16 protein-coding genes are annotated in these 19,200 nt (G+C 67.5%); 11 read left to right on the forward strand and 5 right to left on the reverse strand.

From position 1 onward, the window contains the following. The first annotated feature begins 10 nt into the window (after positions 1-10). The gene (locus tag P1K30_RS19145) at positions 11-1,222 is read left to right on the forward strand and encodes an N-acetylmuramoyl-L-alanine amidase (protein ID WP_275634385.1); all 1,212 of its coding nucleotides are present in this window, start codon (positions 11-13) and stop codon (positions 1,220-1,222) included. 10 nt (positions 1,223-1,232) lie between these two features. Here P1K30_RS19145 and P1K30_RS19150 read toward each other — a convergent pair whose 3' ends face one another. Further along, positions 1,233-1,841: a class I SAM-dependent methyltransferase gene (locus P1K30_RS19150; protein WP_275634386.1), complete on the reverse strand. Its 609-nt coding sequence runs from the start codon at positions 1,839-1,841 to the stop codon at positions 1,233-1,235. 161 nt (positions 1,842-2,002) lie between these two features. On the opposite strand from P1K30_RS19150, the gene P1K30_RS19155 reads away from it, so the two are divergent. From P1K30_RS19155 to P1K30_RS19170, 4 genes are all read left to right on the forward strand, one after another. After that, a complete protein-coding gene (locus P1K30_RS19155; protein WP_275634387.1) occupies positions 2,003-4,552 on the forward strand; it encodes a penicillin-binding protein 1A in 2,550 nt (849 codons plus the stop codon). Between the two features lie 202 nt (positions 4,553-4,754). Further along, positions 4,755-7,136 carry a mechanosensitive ion channel domain-containing protein gene (locus P1K30_RS19160; RefSeq protein ID WP_379561447.1) on the forward strand — a complete coding sequence of 794 codons (2,382 nt, stop codon included), beginning with the start codon at positions 4,755-4,757 and terminating at the stop codon, positions 7,134-7,136. A gap of 127 nt (positions 7,137-7,263) precedes the next feature. Continuing rightward, a complete protein-coding gene (locus tag P1K30_RS19165) occupies positions 7,264-8,376 on the forward strand; it encodes a pyridoxal phosphate-dependent aminotransferase (RefSeq protein WP_275634389.1) in 1,113 nt (370 codons plus the stop codon). 100 nt (positions 8,377-8,476) lie between these two features. Then, positions 8,477-8,674: a hypothetical protein gene (locus P1K30_RS19170; protein WP_275634390.1), complete on the forward strand. Its 198-nt coding sequence runs from the start codon at positions 8,477-8,479 to the stop codon at positions 8,672-8,674. Between the two features lie 60 nt (positions 8,675-8,734). On the opposite strand, the gene P1K30_RS19175 is transcribed toward P1K30_RS19170, so the two are convergent. After that, on the reverse strand, positions 8,735-9,931 hold the full coding sequence (locus P1K30_RS19175) for a pyridoxal-phosphate-dependent aminotransferase family protein (RefSeq protein WP_275634391.1): 1,197 nt from the start codon (positions 9,929-9,931) through the stop codon (positions 8,735-8,737). 130 nt (positions 9,932-10,061) lie between these two features. Here P1K30_RS19175 and P1K30_RS19180 point away from each other — a divergent pair, with 130 nt between their 5' ends. Both P1K30_RS19180 and P1K30_RS19185 read left to right on the forward strand, forming a co-directional pair. Further along, positions 10,062-10,754, forward strand: coding sequence for a tyrosine-protein phosphatase (locus P1K30_RS19180; RefSeq protein ID WP_275634392.1), 693 nt, complete (start codon positions 10,062-10,064; stop codon positions 10,752-10,754). Then, positions 10,751-12,484 carry an ABC transporter ATP-binding protein gene (locus tag P1K30_RS19185; RefSeq protein ID WP_275634393.1) on the forward strand — a complete coding sequence of 578 codons (1,734 nt, stop codon included), beginning with the start codon at positions 10,751-10,753 and terminating at the stop codon, positions 12,482-12,484. Before P1K30_RS19180 ends, P1K30_RS19185 begins: the two co-directional genes overlap by 4 nt. Positions 12,485-12,493: 9 nt before the next feature. Here P1K30_RS19185 and P1K30_RS19190 read toward each other — a convergent pair whose 3' ends face one another. Then, positions 12,494-13,189 (reverse strand): TIGR04283 family arsenosugar biosynthesis glycosyltransferase, encoded by a 696-nt coding sequence (locus P1K30_RS19190; RefSeq protein ID WP_275634394.1) that lies wholly within the window; start codon positions 13,187-13,189, stop codon positions 12,494-12,496. Between the two features lie 64 nt (positions 13,190-13,253). On the opposite strand from P1K30_RS19190, the gene ygfZ reads away from it, so the two are divergent. Then, the gene (gene ygfZ / locus P1K30_RS19195; RefSeq protein ID WP_275634395.1) at positions 13,254-14,012 is read left to right on the forward strand and encodes a CAF17-like 4Fe-4S cluster assembly/insertion protein YgfZ; all 759 of its coding nucleotides are present in this window, start codon (positions 13,254-13,256) and stop codon (positions 14,010-14,012) included. Then, positions 14,009-14,821 carry a fructosamine kinase family protein gene (locus P1K30_RS19200; protein WP_275634396.1) on the forward strand — a complete coding sequence of 271 codons (813 nt, stop codon included), beginning with the start codon at positions 14,009-14,011 and terminating at the stop codon, positions 14,819-14,821. Before ygfZ ends, P1K30_RS19200 begins: the two co-directional genes overlap by 4 nt. On the opposite strand, the gene efp is transcribed toward P1K30_RS19200, so the two are convergent. Continuing rightward, positions 14,818-15,381, reverse strand: a complete 564-nt coding sequence (gene efp, locus P1K30_RS19205) for an elongation factor P (protein ID WP_275634397.1) — start codon at positions 15,379-15,381, stop codon at positions 14,818-14,820. The two genes, P1K30_RS19200 and efp, sit on opposite strands and share 4 nt — an antisense overlap. Positions 15,382-15,594: 213 nt before the next feature. Between efp and P1K30_RS19210 the strand changes: the two genes are divergently transcribed. Continuing rightward, on the forward strand, positions 15,595-15,924 hold the full coding sequence (locus P1K30_RS19210) for a DUF6280 family protein (protein ID WP_275634398.1): 330 nt from the start codon (positions 15,595-15,597) through the stop codon (positions 15,922-15,924). Positions 15,925-16,042: 118 nt separating this feature from the next. After that, positions 16,043-17,497 (forward strand): cobyric acid synthase, encoded by a 1,455-nt coding sequence (locus P1K30_RS19215; protein ID WP_275634399.1) that lies wholly within the window; start codon positions 16,043-16,045, stop codon positions 17,495-17,497. Here the strand turns inward: P1K30_RS19215 and P1K30_RS19220 are convergent. Then, positions 17,494-19,143: a hypothetical protein gene (locus P1K30_RS19220; protein ID WP_275634400.1), complete on the reverse strand. Its 1,650-nt coding sequence runs from the start codon at positions 19,141-19,143 to the stop codon at positions 17,494-17,496. The genes P1K30_RS19215 and P1K30_RS19220 overlap by 4 nt on opposite strands. Between the last annotated feature and the right edge of the window lie 57 nt (positions 19,144-19,200).

Consider the following 19,200-nt stretch of genomic DNA (forward strand, 5'->3'; position numbering starts at 1 on the left):
CGAAGGCGACATGAGCAGGCTTTTCATCATATTTTGCGCGCTCTTCTGGGGCGTGGCGGTTCAGGCGCAGGACCTTGCGGGACTGGCGCGCGTCGACGCGGCCGCGTCCTCGATCAGCGACAGCGCGGAGGGTGCGGAACTGGTCCTGGCCCTGAGCCAGCCGGTGCCCTACCGCGTCTTCACGCTGGACGCGCCGCGTCGGCTGGTGCTGGATTTCTCGACCGTCGACTGGACCGGGCTGGACCCCGAGGGGTTCGACCGGTCAAAGGCGGTGACGTCGGTGTCGGTCGGCCCGTTCCGTCCCGGCTGGTCGCGGATGGTGGTCGAGCTGGCGGCGCCGATGGCGGTGTCCGAGGCCTGGATGGACACCGGCGCGGAAGCCGCCGTCACCGTGCGGCTGACCCCTGTGGCGCCCGAGGCGTTCGCCGAAGCCGCCGGTGCGCCGTCCAGCGCCCTGTTCGCCCTGCCCGAGCCCGCCGTCCCGGCAGAACCCGCGCATCGGCGGCAGGACGGGACGCGCCCTGTGGTGGTGGTGCTGGACCCCGGCCACGGCGGCATCGACCCGGGTGCAGAGCGCGACGGCGTGGTCGAGGCGGCCCTGATGCTGCAGTTCGCCCGCGACCTGCGCGACGTGCTGCGCCGGACCGGCGGGTTCGAGGTTTATATGACCCGCGACGACGATATCTTCGTGCCTTTGGAGATGCGCGTCTCGATCGCGCGGATGGCGGGGGCGGATGTGTTCATCTCGCTTCATGCCGACGCGCTGGCCGAGGGGCGTGCGCGGGGCGCCACGATCTATACCCTGAGCGAGATCGCGTCGGACGTCGCGTCCGAGAAGCTGGCGGAGCGGCACGACCGGGGCGATCTGCTGGCGGGCGTCGACCTGACCGAGCATGACGACCGGATCGCGCGGGTTCTGATGGAACTGGCGCGGAACGAGACGCAGCCACGGTCGGACCGTTTGGCGGACGCGCTTGTCGCAGGGCTGCACGACACCATCGGCCCGCTGTACAAGCGTCCCCGGCTGGAGGCGTCGTTTTCCGTTCTGAAGGCGGCGGACATCCCGTCGGTGCTGATCGAATTGGGGTTCCTGTCGTCCGAAACCGACCGCGAGAACCTGACGTCCGAAGACTGGCGCGCCGCCGCCGCGCTTGGCATTCGCGACGCGCTGCTGGCGTGGGCCGCGGCGGATGCCGCCGAGGCAGAGCTGCTGCGGCAGTGACGCGGGCGCGTCAGGCGTCTTCGTCGCGGCGCTTGCGGGCCAGCCAGACCGAGTGGCCGGCGCAGGCCGGGTCCTCGGGCTTGAAATCCACCACGTCGAACCCGGCCGCATCAAGGCAGGCGCGGTACTCATCCGGTGACAGGCTGGCGTGATAGACGGGCTCGCCCTCGACCCGGCCAATCGGCTCTCCGGCGTCGGGGCCCGAGGTGAACATCAGCACCGCGCGCGGCGCGGCATGGGCGGCGAAGGTCGGGAACATCTCGCGCTGATCGCCGGGCGACAGGTGGAAAAAGCTGTCCCAAGCCAGCAGCGCGTCGAACCGGCGGCCAAGGTTCAGACCGCGCATGTCGGACCGGATGCAGTCGGCCCCGGGCAGGTTCTGCCGGAACAGCGCCACCATCGCAGGCGCGCCGTCGACCCCGGTCACCACGCAGCGGCGGTCCAGCAGGTATTCGGCAATCGGCCGGCCGGGGCCGCAGCCGATGTCCAGCACGCGGCGCCCCGGCGCGAAGTTCAGCATCCGGTCCAGCCAGCGCCGTTCGAACAGGGTCTTGTCGCGGCTGGCGGCGTAACCGCGCGCAACGCGTTCGTATGTGGGCAGAATATCCTCGGGTCTCATCCCGGAAGCGTTATGGACGGGGCGCGCCCTGCGCAACCCCCCGGCAGCGACGCGGCCTTGGGCCGCACCATCACATGGGCGCGATGCCGCCGATCCTTCTTTTGACGTGAACCCAAAGCTTCTATAGTCCCCGTCTGATCCGGGAAAGGCAGGAATTGTCCATGCTGCGCATCATCGCATCGTTCTTCGGCGCCATCTTCAGCTGGATCACGATCGGCATCGTCATGGCCGCGCTGACCATCGGCGCGGTGTTCTACATGTACGGCCGCGACCTTCCGAATCACGAACAGCTGGCGCTGTACGCGCCCCCCACCATCAGCCGCATCTACAGCGGCGAGGGGCGGCTGATCGACGAGTTCGCCAAGGAACGCCGCCTGTTCACCCCGATCGAGGACATTCCCGACATCGTGAAGCAGGCCTTCATCTCGGCCGAGGACAAGAACTTCTACCAGCACCGCGGCTATGACCCGCGCGGCATGGTGGCGGCGGCGCTGGACGCCTTGCGCGGCGGACGGCTGCGGGGCGCCTCGACCATTCCGCAGCAGGTGGTGAAGAACTTCCTGCTGTCGTCGGACCGGTCGGCGGAACGGAAGATCAAGGAACTGATCCTGTCGGTGCGGCTGGAGAACACGCTGACCAAGGACCAGATCCTGGAACTGTACCTGAACGAAATCTATCTGGGCCAGAACTCGTACGGCGTGACCGCCGCCGCGCAGGTGTATTTCAACAAGACGCTCGAGGAGCTGACCGTGGCCGAGGCCGCCTATCTGGGCGCCCTGCCGCAACAGCCCGCGCGGACGCACCCGGTGCGCGACCGCGACTTTGCCCTGTCGCGGCGCGACTATGTGCTGCGCGAGATGCGCGAGAACGGCTATATCACCCCGGCCCAGTACGACATCGCCTCGGAAGACCCGCTGCGGACGGTGCAGGCCGGCGACTTCGACAGCTTCCGGTCGGTGCTGCCGCCGCGCGATTACTTCACCGACGAGATCCGCCGCCAGCTGTCGCGCGACTTCGGGACCGAGGAATTCTTCGGCGGCGGCCTGACGATCCGGGCCACCATCGACCCCGAACTGCAGCAGGTTGCGGCGACCGCGCTGCAAAACGGGCTGGAAACCTACGACCGGGGCCTTGGCGTGTGGCATGGCACGGTCACCACGCTCGACCCCTCGCTGCTGACGACCGAGGACGACTGGCGCGCGGCGCTGGCCGACGTCGACATCGCGCGCGACATCGCGGGCTGGCATCCCGCCGTGGTGCTGGAGGTCGGCAACAACGACGCCCGGATCGGCATCGAGGGCGTGGACGAAGACGACGACGGCCACTGGATTCCCGCCAAGGACGTGACATGGGCCCGCCCGCGCCGGGAAGACGGATCGCTTGGCAACCGCGCCAACGTCGCGGGCGACCTGCTGAAGGTGGGCGACGTCGTGCACATCCGCGCCATGACCTCGGACAGCGACGGCAGCTTCATTCGCTGGACGCTGCGGCAGGTCCCCGAGGTGCAGGGCGGTTTCATGGCGATGGACGTCGAGAACGGCCGCGTGCTGGCGATGCAGGGCGGCTTCAGCTACGACGATTCCGTGTTCAACCGCGCGACACAAGCGACGCGGCAGCCCGGGTCCAGCTTCAAGCCCTTCGTCTATGCCTCGGCGCTGGACAGCGGCTTCACCCCCGCCACCATCCTGATCGACGCCCCGATCGAGGTCGACACCGGCGCCGGTGTGTGGCGGCCCACCAATGCCTCGCAACAGTTCTACGGGCCGACGCCGCTGCGGACCGGCATCGAACGGTCGCGGAACCTGATGACCGTGCGCCTTGCGCAAGAGATCGGGATGGACCTTGTGGCCAGCTACGCGGAACGCTTCGGCGTCTACGACCGGCTGGAACCCTTCCTTGCCAACAGCCTTGGCGCGCAGGAGACGACGCTGTTCAAGATGGTCGCCGCCTACGCGATGTTCGCCAACGGCGGGCGGCGGGTCGAACCGACGCTGGTCGACCGTGTGCAGAACCGCCGGGGCGAGACGATCTATCGCCACGACCAGCGCGAATGCGTCGACTGCGAGGTGGCGTCGCTGGAAAACGGGCTGGCCCCCGAGATCGTGTCGCACAACGAACGGGTGATGAACGCGATCACCGCATACCAGCTGACGTCGATGATGCAGGGCGTGGTGCAGCGCGGCACGGCCGCGGGCCGCGTCAACGTCGGCGTGCCGGTGGCCGGAAAGACCGGAACCACCAACGACGCCAAGGACGTCTGGTTCGTGGGCTTCACCTCGAACATCGTGGCGGGCTGCTATATCGGCTATGACCGGCCGCGCCGGATGCCGGGCGCTTCGGGCGGCGGCATGTGTGCCCCGGTCTGGAACGAGTTCATGAAGGTCGCGACCGAGAAGTACGGCGGCGGTCCGTTCGACGTGCCTCCTGGCGGGCGGTTCATCAAGATCGACCGCTTCACCGGCGCTCGCCTGCCCGATGACGCGCAGGGCGAAAACGTGGTGGCCGAGTATTTCCGCAGCGGCGAAGAGCCCGTGTTCGGCGTCATGTTCGATGGCGGCTGGGCGATGGGGTCGAACCTGCCGATGTTCGCCCCGGGCGAAGGCGAAGGCGTGATCGATCAGGGCGTTACCGTCGAAACCTCGGACGGTCAGGTCACGATCATTCCCGACAAGGCCGACTTCGGAACGCTCAGTACCGGCGGGCTGTACTAGGCCCGCCACCGCCGCCTTCAGCCGGTCAAACGCCCCTTTCCCCTCCCCGCCGCCTCGCCCGCGGAACGCAGACCATATGCGCCAGACCGCCGGAAAGGGTGGTGCCGGGAGAACATGCTTGCGACATGCACGGATTCACGATTGATCCTTAGGCAGACCCGATCTGTATATCGGGCACGTTGGTAATAAGACGCGAGTAACGATGCGACGATCTCTGGCCCGGTTTCTGACCGCTGTTCTGCTTTCCCTTTCCCTTCTGCCGATCCTGCCAGCCATGGCGCAGGAGGCCGCGCCGTCAAGCGTCGACCTGCTGATCGAGGTGCTGGAAGACGACACCCAGCGGGCCAAGTTGCTGGAGAAGCTCAAGGCCGCTGGTGCTGGATCTGACACCACGCCCGACGCCATCGTCGAGACGCTGGAAACCGCGACCGCCGAGGAACCGGCCGACCTGTCGTTCGGGCGGCGCATCGCGCTGGTCACGCAAGAGGTCGCCGAAGGGGTCGCAGGGCAACTGGGGGCGGTCTGGACGCAGGTGACCGGCGCGTCCGCCGTGTTCGACGGCTTGTCGGGGAACGAGACATCCGTCCTTCTGGACGCGCTGAGAGAGCTTGCGCTGGTGATCATCGGGACGGTGCTGGTGTTCATCGTGCTGCGCCGGATCGCCAAGGGCATCTACGCCCGCATGGGTGGCCGGGCGCGGGACAGCGGCTGGATCCGCACCGTGGGGCTGTTCGCGGTCTCGTCGATCATGGACGCGCTGATCGTGATCGTCGCGTGGGCCGCGGGCTATGCGCTGGCGGTGCTGGCGCTTGGCGATTTCGGCACCATCGGCATCCGGCAGACCCTGTACCTGAACGCCTTCCTGCTGGTCGAACTGGCCAAGGTCGGCGCACGGATGATCCTGTCGCCCTCGTCCGGCGCCCTGCGGATTCTGCCGGTCACCGACCGCGCCGCCCGCTACATGTCGCGCCGCCTTGGGCTTATCATCGGGGTCATCGGCTACGGGATGCTGCTGGTCGTTCCGATCATCAACGTGAACGTCTCGTTCGCCGCGGGCCGCGCCGTATCGGCGCTGATCGCCTTCGCGGTGCTGGCCTTCGCCGTGTTCCTTGTGATCCGCAACCGCCGCGCCGTGGCGGACTGGATCCTTTGCGACAAGACCCGGCTGGCCAAGGCGCCGGGCGCGGAACCGGCCGAGGTCCATCCCGAAATCGACGCGGAACTTCAGGCCGACGCCGAAGCCGCCGCTCCGCACCGCAGGCATGGCCCGCTGGCTTATCTGGCCCGCAACTGGCACTGGCCCGCGCTGCTGTACCTGCTGGTCCTGTTCTTCGTCGTCCTGGCCCGTCCCGGAGACGCGGCGTTCCAGACGCTGCTTGGCTCTGGGCAGGTGGCTGTGATCGCGTTGCTGGGTCTGCTGCTGTCGGGCGTGCTGACCCGTGTGATGGTGCGCGGCGTGCAGGTCCCCGAGGGGCTGTCCGCACGTCTGCCGCTGCTGGAACGGCGGCTGAACCGCTTCGTGCCCAAGGTTCTGTACATCCTGCGGCTGGTGATCTTCGCGGCGGTCGTGCTGCTGGCGCTGAACGCGATCAGCCTGATCGACCTGCGCGGCTGGATGGTCAGCCAGTTCGGCATCCGCGCGACGGGGGCGATCTTCTCGGTCGCGCTGGTGCTGCTGGCGTCGTTCCTTGTGTGGCTGGCGCTGACGTCGTGGGTCGACTACCGCCTGAACCCCGAGTTCGGACAGGTCGCCACCGCGCGCGAACGCACCCTGCTGACGCTGCTGCGCAACGCGGCGACGATCGCGCTGATCATCATCACGCTGATGTTCGTTCTGTCGGAACTGGGGCTGGATATCGCGCCGCTGCTGGCCTCGGCCGGGGTGCTGGGTCTGGCCATCGGTTTCGGCGCGCAGAAGATGGTGCAGGACATCATCACCGGCGTGTTCATCCAGCTTGAGAACGCGATGAACGTGGGCGACGTGGTGACCGTCGGCGGCACGACCGGGTCGGTCGAGAGGCTGACGATCCGGTCCGCTTCGCTGCGCGACGTGCAGGGCGTCTACCACATCATCCCCTTCTCGTCGGTCGACATGGTGTCGAACTACGTGAAGGACTTCGGCTATTACGTCTGCGACATGGGCATCGCCTATCGCGAGGACACCGAAGAGGCGAAGCAGGCGATGATCGACGCGTTCGAGATCCTGCGCTCCGACCCGGAACAGGCAGAGGCTATCATCGGCGACTTCGAGTATTTCGGGGTCAACAGCCTTGGCGACAGCGCGGTCGTGCTGCGCGCGCGGATCAAGTGCGCGCCGGGCAAACAGTGGGGCGTGGGCCGCGAGTACAACGGCATCGTCAAGCGCGTCTTCGACGAACGCGGCATCGAGATCCCGTTCCCGCAGCAGACCATCTGGCTGGGCGAAGCGAAGGACGGCTCGCCCCAGACGCTGAAGGTGGCCAACCCCGAGCGGTCGGCGAAATCGCTTCCGCCCGCCGACGACACCGCCACAACGCCGACTTCGGCGACCGAGGCGGTCGAACCGACCCGCGACATGCCGATGGACGACGACGACAACACCTGACGGCAGGTCCGCCAAAACTGCCGGCGCCATCGTGGCGCCGGCCCCTCTGTCCACCAGCCGGCCCGCGCGCGATCACGTCATGTGTCGCAATCTTTACCGTGCTGCAAAAAAGTGCATTCTGCCGACGATGACGACACCACGCTACACCCCGCTTGCCGCCTCGCTGCCCTCGACCGTGCCCTTCGTGGGGCCCGAAACGCAGGAGCGTGGCCGCGGCGCCCTGTTCCGGGCCCGGCTGGGCGCGAACGAATCGGTCTTCGGCCCCTCGCCGCTGGCCGTCGCCGCGATGCAGGCCGCCGCCGCTGACACATGGATGTACGGCGACCCCGAGAACCACGATCTGCGCCACGCGCTGGCCGAGGTGGAACAGGTCCAGCCCGAGAACATCATCGTCGGCGAAGGGATCGACGGCCTGCTGGGCTATATCGTCCGGCTGATCGCCGGACCCGGCGACGCGGTCGTGACCTCGGACGGGGCCTATCCGACGTTCAACTACCACGTCGCGGGCTATGGCGCCGAGCTGCACAAGGTGCCCTATCGCGACGACCGTGAAGACCCGCAGGCGCTGGTGGCGAAGGCCGCCGAGACGGGCGCCAAGCTGATCTACCTTGCGAACCCCGACAACCCGATGGGGACGTGGCACGACGGCACGGTGATCGAACGCATGGTCGCGGACCTGCCGGACGGCTGCCTGCTGGTGCTGGACGAAGCCTATCACCATTTCCTGCCCAACGAGGCGCTGCCCCGGATCGCGGCGGAAGACCCCCGCGTGATCCGCTTCCGCACGTTCTCGAAGGCTTACGGCATGGCTGGCGCGCGCGTCGGCTATGGCATCGCGGCGCCTGACCTGATCCAGTCCTTCGACAAGGTCCGCAACCATTTCGGCATGAGCCGGATCAGCCAGGCCGGTGCGCTGGCCGCGCTGAACGACCCGGATTACATGATCTCGGTCGTGGCGCAGGTCGGCTGGGCCCGCGAACGCATCAGCGCCATCGCCTCGGCGAACGGGCTGACGCCCCTGCCCTCGGCCACCAATTTCGTCACGCTGGACTGCGGCGAAGACGGCGTCTTTGCCCGCAAGGTTCTGACAGAGCTGCTGTCGCGGGACATCTTCGTGCGGATGCCCTTCGTCGCGCCGCAGGACCGCTGCATCCGCATCTCGGCGGGCACCGGTGCCGACCTCGACCTGCTGGCCGAGGTGCTGCCGCAGGCGCTGGAGGCCGCGCGCGCGGGATCGTGACGCAACGAGGCTATGGCCGGCGCGGTTCGGCGTGCTAGATTGCGGGATCTAGGCATCGGGCGGAGCGGGAGGACGACCGCCCCCGATCACGGAGTAGCGCATGTCGTACCAGCACGAGCGCAGTCAAAGGCATCCCCTTCCCAACGCGGGCCGGGTTGAAGATTTCACCGCACCTTTTCTCTGGACGGCAGGTCTGTTGCTGTTCGTCGTGCTGTTCGCGATCTGGGCGGCCTACGGCATGGCGACCGTGCTGATCCTGTCGGCCCTTGCCGACGTGCTGCTGAAACGCAGGCGCTGACGCCCGTTTCCCTTGGCAGGTGACGGGGCGCGGTTTCGAACCGCACCCCAGCCGTATACGTTACCGTCCGGCGCAGACCGCCGCGGCTGCTTCCAGCGCGCCGGTTCCGTGCGGGATGTCCAGCGCGGTCAGCGCGGCTTCCAGCGATCCCAGCGCGCCCAGCACCATGTGCGTGTTGACGTGGCCCATGTGGGCGATGCGGAAGAAGCCGTGCGACGACGGGTTCGAGCGGTCGACCATGCCGATCCCCAGCCCCAGCGTCACGCCCGCGTTCGCCTCGACCCACTTGCGCACGTCGTTGCCCCACGGCGCGCCGATCGACAGCGCCGTGACCGCGTTCGACCGCTTCGACGGATCGGCGATGTTCATCTTCAGCGGCCCTTCGGTGCCCCACGCATCGAACGCGGCCCAGACGGCGCGGGCCAGCGTGGCGTGGCGCGAGAAGACCTCGTCGAGCCCTTCCTCGAAGATCATGTCCAGCGCAGCGCGCAGGCCGAACAGGTGGTGCGTCGGCGCGGTGCCGCCGAAGTACTGGTAAAACTCCTGCGGCCATGCGCGCGGGCGCCAGTCCCAGTAGGTCGTCACGCAGTTGGCGCTGTCGCGCAGGCGGTCGGCCTTGTCGTTGAAGAACACGAAAGACAGGCCCGGAGGCGTCATCAACCCCTTCTGGCAGGCCGCAACCATCAGGTCGACGCCCCACTCGTCCATCGGGAAGTCGTCGCAGGCCAGCGACGCGATGCAGTCCACCATGAACAGCGCGGGGTGCCCGGCCTCGTCCAGCACGCGGCGGATGCCGGGGATGTCGTTGCGAACTGAGCTTGCGGTGTCGACATGCACCACGATCACCGACTTGATCCGATGCTCTGTGTCGGCGGCGATGCGTTCGGCCACCTGTTCAAGGTCGACGTCCGAAGACTTGCCGAAGTCCATCACGTCCAGTTCGATCCCAAGCCCCTGCGCGTGCATCGACCAGCCAAGCGCGAAGCGGCCGGTGGCCAGCACAAGGCACAGGTCCCCGCGCGAGTGGGTGTTGGCCATCGCCGCCTCCCATGCGCCGTGACCGTTGGCGATATAGATCGCAAGGTTGCTTTCCGTCTTCGCGACCCGCTTCAGATCCGCCGCGATGCCCGCGACCTCGTCGACGATGGCGCCCTCGTAGATATTGGGCGCCGCGCGGTGCATGGCGCGCAGCACGCGGTCGGGCATGACCGACGGTCCGGGGATGGCAAGGTATTCGCGGCCGTTGGCAAGCGACATGGGCTTAACTCCGATCAAGTACTCCATTCCGTTAGTCCCGCCCGCAGGCCGCGTCAATCGGCGCCCGGCTTGTCCTGAAGCCCGATTGCCATTACATCCCCGCTCTGCAGTTCCACCGTTCGGACCCTACATGCTCGGCAAGCTCTTCCAGCGTATCCACGAGGCCGAACGGCGCTTTTCCAAGTCGTTCGGACAGGACATTTCGACCCCCGCCGCCCGGCGGCGGGCAAAGTGGCATTTCTACCTGTCGGATCACGGCCTGCTGCGCACCGTCTGGACCAACATGGACCAGATCGCGCCGGGCGTCTGGCGATCGAACCAGCCGTCCCCGGCCCGGCTGCGCAAGATCCACGCGATGGGCATCCGCACGATCCTGAACCTGCGCGGGCAGGACAGCTATGCGCATTACCTGTTCGAGAAGGAAACCTGCGACGCGCTGGGGATCGAGCTGATCGATCACAAGATCTACGCCCGGTCGTTGGTTGCGCGTGAGAAGTTCCTGAAACTGTTCGACATCTTCGACGAGCTTGAGACGAAGAAACCCTTCCTGTTCCACTGCAAGTCGGGCGCCGACCGCGCCGGGCTGGTCGCCGCGATGTGGCTGATGGACAAGGAAGGCGCCAGCGTGGACGATGCCCGCAGGATGCTCGGACTTCGCTATGCCCACCTCAAGCACACCCGCACCGGCCTGATGGACCACGTCCTTGACGTGTACGAGGCCGACGCCGCGCAAACGCCCATGAGCCTGCGCCAGTGGTTCCACGACCGCTATGACCCGAAGGCGATCACCGCGTCCTTCGAACGCAAGCAGGCCCGCGCATGACCGACAGCCGCGCCCTGACGCGCTGGCTGTGGCGCAGCTATCTGCGGCGGCACATCTGGGTGATCCTACTGGCCGTCCTGCTGATGGCGATCGAGGGCGGGATGCTGGGCGCGCTGTCCTACCTGATCAAGCCGATGTTCGATCAGGTCTTCGTCGCGGGCGACCGTGGCGCGATCAAGTGGGTCGCGGGCGCGGTGTTCGGGGTGTTCCTGCTGCGCGCCCTGTCGGGGTTCGGCCAGCGGGTCCTGATGATGGCGGTGGGGCAATGGGTGTCGGCGGCGCTGCAGTCCGACATGGTGGCCCACATGCTGAAGCTTGACAGCGGCTTCTTCCAGCGCAATTCGCCCGGCCTGCTGATCGAACGGGTCCGGGGCGACACGCTGGCGGCGGGTCGGATCTGGTCCACCGTCTTTTCGGCACTGGGCCGCGACGCCGTGGCGCTGGTGTCGCTTCTGGGCGTCGCGCTGTCGATCGACTGGCTGTGGACCCTGATCGCGGTCGCGGGCGCGCCGGTGCTGATGGGGCCGATGGTGCTGTTGCAACGCTGGGTCCGGCGCACGACCCGCACCGCCCGCAACGCCGCCGCCGTGCTGTCCACCCGGCTGGACGAGACGTTCCACGGCATCGACACCATCAAGCTGAACACCATCGAACAGCGCGAGGCGGACCGCTATTCCGCCCAGCTTGGCGGCTTCGTGCGGGCACAGATCAAGTCCGAGGCCGGACAGGCGGGCATCCCGGCGATGATGGACATCGTGGCGGGCATCGGCTTTCTCGGCGTGCTGACCTACGGCGGGCTGCAGATCATCGACGGCACCAAGACCGTGGGCGAGTTCATGTCGTTCTTCACCGCGATGGCGCTGGTGTTCGAACCGATGCGCCGGATCGGCAACGTGTCCGGCGCGTGGCAGGCGGCGCTGGCCAGCCTTGAACGGCTGCACGCCGTGTTCGAGGAACGGCCGACCATCAGCTCTCCGGCCACCCCGCGCGCCCTGCCCGGCCCCGCCGCGCAGGCCGACGTGCGGCTGGAGGACGTCGGTCTGACCTATGGCGACCTGCCGGTTCTGCGCGGCGCGGGCTTCGTCGCCGAAGCGGGCAAGACCACGGCGCTGGTCGGCGCGTCCGGGGCGGGCAAAAGCACCGTGTTCCGCGTGCTGACACGGCTGGTCGACCCGCAATCCGGCAGCGTCACCGTCGGCGGCGTGCCGGTGTCCGACCTGCCGCTTGAGGACCTGCGCCAGTTGTTTTCCGTCGTGACGCAGGACGCGCAGCTGTTCGACGAGACGATCCGCGACAACGTCCTGCTGGGCCGCGACGACGCCCGCCTGACCGAGGCGCTGGACGCCGCCTTCGTGTCCGACTTCCTGCCGCGCCTGTCCGACGGCGTCGACACACCCGCTGGCCCGCGCGGCTCGTCCCTGTCGGGCGGCCAGCGTCAGCGCGTAGCCATCGCCCGCGCCCTGCTGCGCGACGCCCCCATCCTGCTGCTGGACGAGGCGACATCGGCCCTGGACGCCGCCAGCGAGGCGGCGGTGCAGCAGGCGCTCGACAAGCTGTCGCAGGGCCGCACCACGCTGGTAATCGCGCACCGGCTGGCGACGATCCGGCAGGCGGACAAGATCGTGGTGATGGACGCGGGCCGCGTGGTCGACGAAGGCACGCATGAAGACCTGATCGCGCGGGGCGGCATCTATGCCGACCTGTACCGCCTGCAGTTCAGCGAGGACTAGGCCGACCGTCTAGCCGCCACCGCCCCGTTCGTACCCGCGCCGCAGCCGGGCGGGGTCCGCGCCCAGCAGGTAGCGCGTCAGCGTCACAAGGTTCCGCCCGCCCCGCCGCAGCCAGCCGTCCCGCTGATACCTCTCGGCGCTGGTCCAAGCGCGGGCATCCAGCGCGACCAGACGCCCGCCCAGCTTCTGCGCCAGCGCGACGTCCTCCATCAGCGGGATATCCGGGAAGCCCCCGACGCTGTCGTACAGGCTGCGCGAGATCAGAAGCCCCTGATCGCCATAAGGCAGCCCGAACGCACGCGAGCGCCAGTTCGCCCAACCCGCCACGATCCGGGGCGCCAGCCCGGACGCGCGGAACCCCAGCCGGAAATAGCCCGCCTGCCCGTCCCGGTCCCGCAGATGCGCCAGCAGCGCGGCGGTCCAGCCGTCGCCAAGACAGGTGTCGGCGTGCAGGAACAGCAGCCAGTCGCCCTCTGCCTGATCGGCGCCGCGCCGAAGCTGCCCACCCCGCCCAGCGGGGCCGCTGACCACCAGCGCGCCCGCCGCGTCGCCAAGCCCCGTGGTCCCGTCCGAGGACCCCCCGTCGCTAAGGATCAACTCGCGGATCAGCCCGGCCTCCAGCCCCTCGCCAAGGCAGCCCAGCGTCGCGGGCAGGCTTTCGGCGGCGTTCAGTGTCGGGATCACGATGGAAACGGGGGCGCGCATGGGTCCTTTCGCTCGGCCGCTCAGGGCATATATTACCAGTTCGAACAGAAGGGGGCACTGACAAATGCAGGCCGACAGAATTGCAGACCGCCGCATCATCGCCGTCAGCGGCGCAGACCGCGAAGCGTTCCTGCAGGGGCTGATCACCAACGACGTCAAGCGCCTGTCGCAGGGGCTGGTCTATGCCGCCCTGCTGACGCCGCAGGGCAAGTACCTTGCGGATTTCATGCTGGTGCCGGTGGGCGACGAGATCCTGATCGACGTGCAGGCCGACCTTGCCGATGGCCTGATGAAACGCCTGACGCTGTACAAGATGCGGTCCAAGGTGGTGCTGGAAGAGCGCGACACGCCGGTCTGGCGCGGTCTTGGCGACGCGCCCGAAGGCGCCTTCGCCGATCCGCGCGATGCCAGCCTTGGCTGGCGCTATTACGGCGCGCTCGACGCCGAACCGCTGGGGGCCGACTGGGACGCGCTGCGCGTCGCCGCCTGCGTCCCCGAAAGCGGGATCGAGCTGATCCCCGACGACAGCTATATCCTCGAGTCCGGGTTCGAACGGCTGTCCGGCGTGGATTTCCGCAAGGGCTGCTTCGTCGGTCAGGAAGTGACCGCGCGGATGAAGCACAAGACCGAGCTGCGCAAGGGTCTGGTCCGCGTCCCGGTTCAGGGCTCTGCCCCCGCCGGCACCGCGATCGACGCGGGCGGCAAGCCCGCCGGTACGCTGTTCACGCAGGCGGATGGCCACGGCCTTGCCTACCTGCGCTTCGACCGCGCCGTGCCCGGCATGACCGCGGGCGACGCGACCGTCCAGCCGCCAGAACAGTGACCGTTTCGACCGGGGACGCCATTGCCCGCCTTGCCGGGGCGCCGGTGGTCCGGTTGCAGCCGTTGCAGGGTGGCGACCTGTCCTCGGTCTTTCGGGCCACGCTGGCCGATGACCGCACGCTGATCGCCAAGTCCGGCCCCGAGGCGCAGGCCGAGGCCGCCATGCTGCGCGCCATCCATTCCACCGGTTGCCCCTGCCCGACGGTCGTCGCAGACGCCCCCGGCCTGCTGCTGATGACCGAGCTTCCCGATGGCGGCATCCCGTCGGCACAGGCTTGGGCGGCCTGTGGCGCGGCGCTGGCCCGGCTTCATGCGGCGCAGGGGGACAGCTATGGCTGGCCGACCGACCACGCCTTTGGCCCGGTTCCGATCTATAATCAGCCGATGGCGGACTGGCCCGCCTTTTGGGCCGAACGACGTCTGCTGGCAGACGTGGACACCCTGCCCCCTGACCTTGCACGGCGGCTGGAAACGCTGGCAGCCCGCCTGCCCGACCTGCTGCCCGCCGCACCGCCCGCCGCGCTGCTGCACGGCGACCTGTGGTCCGGCAATGTCCTGTGGGGGCCTGATGGCTTCGCGGGCGTGATCGACCCGGCCTGCTATCACGGGCACGCCGAGGTGGATCTGGCGATGCTGGCGCTGTTCGGGCGCATCGGGGACGGTTTCTTCGACGGCTACGGCGCCCCCGACCCCGAAATGCGAAAACGCCGGCCGCTGTATCAGCTTTGGCCGGCGCTTGTGCATCTTCGATTGTTCGGAAGCGGCTATGCCGGTCTTGTCGACCGGCTGCTGTCCGAAGCGGGCGCTTAGGCGCGTTCCGAGTATTCCATCGTCTCGGTGTTGACGATGATATCCTCGTCCTGCCCGACGAACGGCGGCACCATCACCTTGACGCCACAGTCCAGGATCGCCGGCTTGAAAGAGTTCGCGGCGGTCTGACCCTTCACCACCGGCTCGGTCTCGACGACCTTGCAGGTGACCTTCTGGGGCAGCGTCGCGTTCAGCGCCTCGGCGTCGTAATATTCGATTTGGACAACCATGCCATCCTGCAGGAACGGGCGGCGTTCCCCGAGAATCTCTGCCGGAAGTTCGATCTGTTCGTAGGTCTCGTTGTCCATAAAGACCAGCATCCCTTCGGATTCGTACAGGAATTGCTGATCCTTCTGTTCAAGCCGGACGCGCTCGACCTTGTCGGCGGACCGAAAACGCTCGTTCAGTTTCGAGCCGTTGCGCAGATTGCGAAGTTCGACCTGTGCGAACGCGCCACCCTTGCCGGGTTTCACATGGTCGACTTTCACCGCCGACCACAGGCCGCCGTCATGTTCAAGCACGTTACCGGGCCGAATTTCGTTTCCGTTGATCTTGGGCATGGTCAAAACCTTGGCAGAAGGTTGATCAGAATTGGTCGCACCCTATATCTGCGCGGTATGCCTATGGCAAGACGACTATATACGGTAAGCGTAGTTACCGGGATATGCACCAGACGCATAGGTGCCATTCCAAATGGGAAATACCGAATCGCGTGGAAAAAGCGATAGTGCGCTTCACGCCAGAAAACGCAAGAGCAATAAAAAGGACGTCGAATGACTGATTTCGTTGACGGCACTGCATTCAACTACGAACAGGGTCAACGCGCGCGCAAGCTCTTTGCGGCCGTGGTCCTTGCTGCGCTGGACGATGCGATTGCCGACGACAAGAAGTACGGCAACGGCCCCGATCAGATCGCGCGGTGGGCGCGGTCCCGTGACGGCCGCGAAGTGCTGAGCTGCGCAGGTATCGACCCGAACGAACGTGTCGTTCAGGGCCTGATGACCTTCGTGGAAAAAGGTGTCCGGACCTCGGTCGCGCTCAGCCGCGAAGAGTCCGAGCGCCGCAATGCCGCTCTGCTCGCAGAGCAAGCCGAAGCCGCCTGATCCCTTACATCAGACGCTGCCAATAGAAAGACGCGCCCCGTCGGGGCGCGTTTTTCTGTTTCAGGTTGGGGTTCTGCCCGGTTCGCGCTAACCCGGTCGCAGCAACGCGGAGAGCCGCATGACCAAGGCGATCATGATCCAGGGGGCGGGGTCCAATGTCGGCAAGTCGCTTGTCGTCGCGGGGCTTGCACGCGCCCTGATGCGCCGGGGCCTGTCCGTCGCCCCCTTCAAGCCGCAGAACATGTCCAACAACGCCGCCGTCACCGTCGATGGCGGCGAGATCGGCCGCGCACAGGCCCTGCAGGCGCGCGCAGCGGGCCGTGACGCGGTGGTGGACATGAACCCGGTCCTGCTAAAGCCCGAGACCGATACCGGCGCGCAGGTGATCGTACAGGGCCGCCGCGTCGCCACGTTGAAGGCGCGCGACTACGGCAGCATGAAAGCGCAGCTGCTGCCCTCGGTGCTGGACAGCTTCCATCGTCTGGCGCAGGGCGCGGACATCGTGCTGGTCGAGGGCGCCGGAAGCCCGGCCGAGGTGAACCTGCGCCGGGGCGATATCGCGAACATGGGCTTCGCCGAGGCCGCTGGCGTTCCGGTTATCCTTGTCGGCGACATCGAACGCGGCGGCGTCATCGCCCAGATGGTCGGCACGCACGCGGTCCTGCCCGACGCGGATCGAAACCGCATCAAAGGCTTCATGATCAATAAGTTCCGGGGCGACGTTACACTGTTTGATGAAGGCGTGGCGGCGATCGCCGACCACACCGGATGGGCACCGCTGGGGGTGCTTCCGTGGTTCCCAGAGGCGTGGCGCCTGCCCGCCGAGGACGTGATGGACATCCAGTCGCGCAGTGGCGGCGCGCTGAAGATCGCGGTGCCCCGCCTGAACCGGATCGCCAATTTCGACGACCTCGACCCGCTGAAGGCCGAACCCGGCGTCAGCGTCGAAATCGTCCCCCCCGGCCGCCCCCTGCCCGGCGACGCCGCACTGGTACTGATCCCCGGGTCCAAGTCGACCATCGCAGACCTTGCCGATTTCCGGGCGCAGGGCTGGGACATCGACCTTCAGGCCCACGTCCGGCGCGGCGGGCATGTGGTCGGTCTGTGCGGCGGCTATCAGATGCTGGGACGCGAGATCGCCGACCCCGAGGGGCTGGAAGGCCCGCCCACGCGGGTGCCGGGTCTGGGTCTGCTGGATGTCACCACCGTGATGCAGCCGCACAAGCGCCTGTCGCTGACCCGCGCCCGCGCCGTCCCCGGGGGCGAGCAGGTCGAAGGCTATGAGATCCACTTGGGGCAGACCGAAGGCCCCGACCGCGACCGTCCCTGGATCACCATCGATGGCCGCCCGGACGGCGCACAAAGCGCCGATGGACGGGTGCGCGGCTGTTACCTGCATGGCCTGTTCGCCGCAGACGCGTTTCGCGCCGCGTATCTTCGCGAACTGGGCGGAACGACTGGCGATACCAGGTTCGAGGCCGGCGTGGACGACGCTCTGGACGCCCTTGCCGCCCACATCGAAGCGTCAGCGGACGTCGGGCGCCTGCTGTCGCTGGCAGAGCCGGTGGCCTAGCTGGACAGGTCCCGCAGCGCCAGCGCCCGCTCGATCTCGCGCCGGACAAGGCGGCGGACGTTGCGCGTGATGCGCTCGCCCAACACCCCCTGCAATTCCTCGCGGACCAGTTCAGCGACCATCTCGCGCAGGGCTTCTTCGTCAAGCACCGCCTCTTCGCTGGCAAAGACCGACTCGTCCTGCGCGTCGGGGATGTCGTCGTCTAGGCTGTCGTCGGCTAGGGTGCCGTCCAGATCATCGGTTTCTTCCGCGAAAGCATCGACGGTCTCGTCGACGCCGGAATAGTCTTCGAAGCTGGCGACATCCTCGAAATCTTCCCAATCCGCCGCAGGCTGTTCTTCCACAGGCTGGGGCGCCGGACGCCGCGCCGTGAAGAACGCGATCTCTGCCTCCGGTTCGGGCGCGTCAGATGCGTCCGGCTCGGACTCTGCGGAGGTCTCGGCCTCTGCGTCAGCAGCTTCTTCCGGTTCCGCCGGCGCTTCGGCTTCCAAGTCAGTTTCCGCAATCGCCTCGGGCTCGGGCTCGGGCACTGACTTGGACTCGGCGGCGTCTTCGACCTCCGGTTCGGCGTCGACCTCGTTCATCAGCGCGAAGACCTCGTCCTCCGCCTCCTCGTCCGCGGCACCCGTCTCGGCGGGTGCCTCCTGAACGGTCGCGTCCTCGGCGGCCTCTTTCTCTTCGGCCTCGGCAAGGAAGCGGTCGATGGAGGCGACGATATCAATCTGATCGTCCGCCTCGGAAACCTCAGCGGTTTCATCCTCCGCCACCGGCTCTGCCGGTTCATCCGACAGCACGACAAGCTCGTCGTCGGTCTCTGCCGCCGCGGCATCCTCTGCCGGTTGCTCCGCCTCATCGGCGAACAGCGACGTCTCGGCGTCTTCGGCCTCGGCGGCAGCTTTGACCTCGGCACGCTCGGCCGGTTCGTCCTCGACGTCGGGCACCTCGATCAAGGCGTGCTCTTCCGTCAGCAACAGCGCGGTATCCGGCGCCTCGACCGCAGCCGTTTCCGGCGTGGTATCGGCGGCCTCGGCCTCCGCCGTATCAGCCTCGTCTTCCGCTTCGGCCAGCGCGGCCGCGGCGGCCTCCCGCTCCCAGTCGGCCAGAAAATCGTAATTCGCGTCCGCACTCAGCGGCCGGGTTTCATCGCTGGTCCCGTCTTCGCTGCCGTCGGGTTCCCACGTCCCGCCAGAGCGGACCAGCGCAGCCTCCAACCCGGCGATCCGGGCTTCGAGGCTAAGCTTCGGGGTCACGTCGGCGGCGCCGGCGTCGTTCGCAGGCGCGTACGCCACGGTTTCCGCGTTCGGTTCCGGTTCGGCAACAGTGACGGGATTCGTCAGGCGAATGACCGAAGACGTATCCGCCGGCGCCGACTCACCCTCCGGCTCAGAAGCAGGCTCGGCACCGGTAACGACCTCTGCCTCGGGGGCGGTGCCGGTGTCGGTTTCGCCCTCGAACGCGGGGGCGGCATCGGTGACATCGGCGTCGTCATCCGAATCGCCTACACGCTGAGCGGGTGTCAAAACAAGCCGATCCTTCGCCTCCGCCATCGCGGCGCGGCGGCGCGAAGGCAGCGGTTCCTCAGAAACAAGGCGCCTTATCGACGACAGGACATCTTCGATTTCGACCTTGGAAACCGGATCGGGCATTCGCATTCCCTTTGTATACTGCTCTGGCCCAGTCTACCCAAGCGGGCGATACCAGAC

Source organism: Psychromarinibacter halotolerans (assembly GCF_029168315.1).
GTDB lineage: Bacteria > Pseudomonadota > Alphaproteobacteria > Rhodobacterales > Rhodobacteraceae > Psychromarinibacter > Psychromarinibacter halotolerans.